We start from the raw sequence: 3,313 nt of genomic DNA on the forward strand, positions 1-3,313 counted from the left end.
ATACTTTTCTTTTGCCATTTTTTAAAATTCCTATATTTATGCGATGCGAACGCAACGCCGCACCGCAAATTATACTAAATATTACTTAGTCTGACGAGCAGCGATAACTGCTTCGGCAATATTCTTCGGAGCCTCAGCGTAATGACCGAATTCCATTACGTAAGAAGCACGGCCCTGGGTCTGAGAGCGCAAGTCGGTTGCATAACCGAACATCTCGGCAAGCGGTACCATGGCATGAACAATCTTGCCGGTAGGACCGTCTTCCATACCTTCAACCAAGCCGCGACGGCGGTTGAGGTCGCCGATAACGTCACCCATGTACTCTTCCGGAGTCTCTACTTCAACCTTCATCAAAGGCTCGAGAAGAACCGGATTGGCTTTCATAAAGCCGCTCTTGAATGCCATGGAACCGGCAATCTTGAAGGCCATTTCTGAGGAGTCGACTTCGTGGTATGAACCGTCATAGACGGTAACCTTAACGTCAACAACCGGGTAGCCGGCGAGAACGCCGTTTGCAACCTGTTCCTGAACGCCCTTGTCAACAGCAGGGATGTATTCCTTAGGAATAACACCGCCGACGACTTCATTGGCGAACTCATAACCCTTACCGGCCTCAAGCGGCTCGATACGGAGCCAGCAGTGACCGTATTGACCACGGCCGCCGGACTGACGTACGAATTTGCCTTCGGACTCAACCTTGGAGCGAATGGTTTCACGGTAAGCAACCTGAGGCTTGCCGACGTTGCAGTCAACGTTGAATTCACGGCGCATACGGTCGACGATGATGTCGAGGTGCAACTCACCCATACCGGAAATAATGGTCTGTCCGGATTCTTCATCGGTATGAACGCGGAAGGAAGGATCTTCCTGAGCCAAACGGTTCAAAGCAAGAGCCATCTTTTCCTGGTCAGCTTTGGTCTTAGGTTCAACGGCAACTGAAATAACCGGCTCCGGGAACTCCATGCGCTCAAGAATAATCGGATGAGCTTCGTCACACAAAGTATCACCGGTGGTGGATTCCTTCAAACCGATGGCTGCAACGATATCACCGGCGTAAATCTCTTTGATTTCCTGACGGTTGTTGGCGTGCATCAAAACCAAACGGCCGAAACGCTCACGCTTCTGCTTAACGGAGTTCAATACAGTGTCACCTGAATTGATAGTACCTGAGTAGCAGCGCAAGAAGGTTAAGTTACCGACGAAAGGATCGGTTGCAATCTTAAAGGCCAATGCTGAGAAAGGCTCTGCATCGGAAGCTTTACGCTCATCAGGGGTTCCGTCAAGTTTCTCACCCTTAACCGGAGGAATATCAAGCGGAGAAGGCAAGTACATTACGACGGCGTCAAGCATAGCCTGAACACCCTTGTTCTTAAATGCTGAACCGCAGCACATCGGAATGATTTCGCAGCGTAAGGTACGCTCACGGATACCGGCAACGATTTCCTCTTCGGTAAGCTCTTCACCGCCGAAATATTTTTCCATCAAGGTTTCATTGGCTTCTGCTGCAGCTTCAACCAATTTGGCGCGCCACTCTTCAACCTCTTCCTTCATGTCTTCAGGGATCTCAACGTACTCAAAAGTTACGCCCTGATCTGCTTCGTTCCAGTCAATAGCCTTGCGCTTTAACAAGTCAACAACGCCGACGAAGGTATCTTCTTTACCGATAGGCAGCTGAAGAGGAACCGGATTACCCTTGAGGCGGGTCTTAATCTGCTCAACGACACGCAGGAAATTTGCACCGGTACGGTCCATCTTATTAACAAAAGCAATACGAGGGACGTTGTACTTATTGGCCTGACGCCATACGGTCTCGGACTGAGGCTGTACGCCGCCTACTGCGCAGTAAACCATTACGGCGCCGTCGAGAACACGCATGGAACGCTCAACTTCAATAGTGAAGTCTACGTGGCCCGGAGTGTCAATGATGTTGAAACGGTATTTGTTCTTAAACTGGTGAGCCATACCTTGCCAATAGCAGGTAGTAGCAGCAGAAGTAATGGTAATACCGCGTTCCTGCTCCTGGACCATCCAGTCCATAGTAGCAGCACCGTCATGAACCTCACCTAATTTGTGGTTCTTTCCGGTATAAAACAAAATACGCTCGGTAGTAGTGGTTTTGCCGGCATCGATATGAGCACTGATACCGATATTACGGTACAGTTGTATAGGAGTTGTACGTGGCAATTTAAAAAACCTCTAATTTTACCAGCGGAAGTGAGCAAAGGCCTTATTAGCCTCAGCCATACGATGAACGTCCTCACGCTTCTTAACAGCGGTTCCCTTGCTTTCGGAAGCATCCATCATCTCACCTGCCAAACGCAGAGCCATGGTCTTCTCATGACGGGAACGGGCGGCATCAACGAGCCAGCGCATTGCTAATGCATTGCCGCGGGCAGGACGTACTTCAACCGGTACCTGATAGGTAGAACCGCCGACACGGCGGGATTTAACTTCAACTGCAGGGCGAATATGATCAAGGGCTTCCTCGAACAGGGCGAGGTGCTCCTTGCCGCTCTTCTGGGAAATGATATCTAAAGCGCCGTAAACAATGCTCTCAGCGATGGACTTTTTACCATCTTTCATAACAACATTGATGAACTTTGCTAACAGCTCTGAACCGAACTTAGGATCAGGCAGAATCTTGCGCTGACCTACGACACGACGTCTTGGCATTTATAAATCCTCGTAACTTCAGGGTTTTCCAAAACTTTGGTTAAACTTCTTTATATCTCTAGCACTAATTGCTGTTTGGCCTTACTCTGCGGGGATGTCGATTAAGCCTTCGGCTTCTTGACACCATACTTAGAGCGACCCTGCTTGCGATCTTTAACACCGGAGCAGTCTAAGGTACCACGAATGGTGTGGTAACGAACACCCGGAAGATCCTTCACACGTCCGCCGCGAATCATAACGACAGAGTGTTCCTGCAGGTTGTGACCCTCGCCACCGATATAGGAAGTAACTTCAAAACCGTTGGTCAAGCGGACACGACAAACTTTACGCATAGCCGAATTCGGCTTCTTAGGCTTAGTAGCATAAACGCGGGTGCATACACCACGCTTCTGAGGGCATGCTTCTAAGGCCGGAACCTTGTTCTTTGAAACAACCTTCACACGCGGCTTACGAACCAGCTGGTTAATAGTAGCCATTAAATAAAATCTCCTGTTGGTCCATTATTGGACAGACTTTACTATTCTCCCGACAATCGGGAGCAGTGTATTTTAATACTTAAAAAGTTAAAAGATCAATCTTATTTCATGTCATAAAGCAAATAAATATCATATGGCAAAACGATCAAACTGATGGAGTTCAC

At 48.6% G+C, this 3,313-nt stretch carries 3 protein-coding genes; all 3 read right to left on the reverse strand.

Going from position 1 to position 3,313, the window contains the following annotated elements; all coding sequences use genetic code 11:
* Positions 1-81 precede the first annotated feature (81 nt).
* The 3 genes from fusA to rpsL all read right to left on the reverse strand — a co-directional run bounded on the left by fusA (position 82) and on the right by rpsL (position 3,149).
* The gene (fusA, locus tag HMPREF9444_RS08270; protein WP_009143966.1) at positions 82-2,184 is read right to left on the reverse strand and encodes an elongation factor G; all 2,103 of its coding nucleotides are present in this window, start codon (positions 2,182-2,184) and stop codon (positions 82-84) included.
* Positions 2,185-2,202: 18 nt separating this feature from the next.
* Positions 2,203-2,673, reverse strand: coding sequence for a 30S ribosomal protein S7 (gene rpsG / locus HMPREF9444_RS08275; RefSeq protein ID WP_009143967.1), 471 nt, complete (start codon positions 2,671-2,673; stop codon positions 2,203-2,205).
* Between the two features lie 101 nt (positions 2,674-2,774).
* A complete protein-coding gene (gene rpsL, locus HMPREF9444_RS08280) occupies positions 2,775-3,149 on the reverse strand; it encodes a 30S ribosomal protein S12 (RefSeq protein ID WP_009143968.1) in 375 nt (124 codons plus the stop codon).
* Positions 3,150-3,313: the final 164 nt, after the last annotated feature.

The organism is Succinatimonas hippei YIT 12066, from assembly GCF_000188195.1.
GTDB lineage: Bacteria > Pseudomonadota > Gammaproteobacteria > Enterobacterales > Succinivibrionaceae > Succinatimonas > Succinatimonas hippei.

Excerpts from the sequence above, each read along its gene's own strand:
- rpsL (WP_009143968.1), bottom strand. The coding sequence starts at position 3,149 with ATGGCTACTATTAACCAGCTGGTTCGTAAGCCGCGTGTGAAGGTTGTT.
- rpsG (WP_009143967.1), bottom strand. The coding sequence starts at position 2,673 with ATGCCAAGACGTCGTGTCGTAGGTCAGCGCAAGATTCTGCCTGATCCT.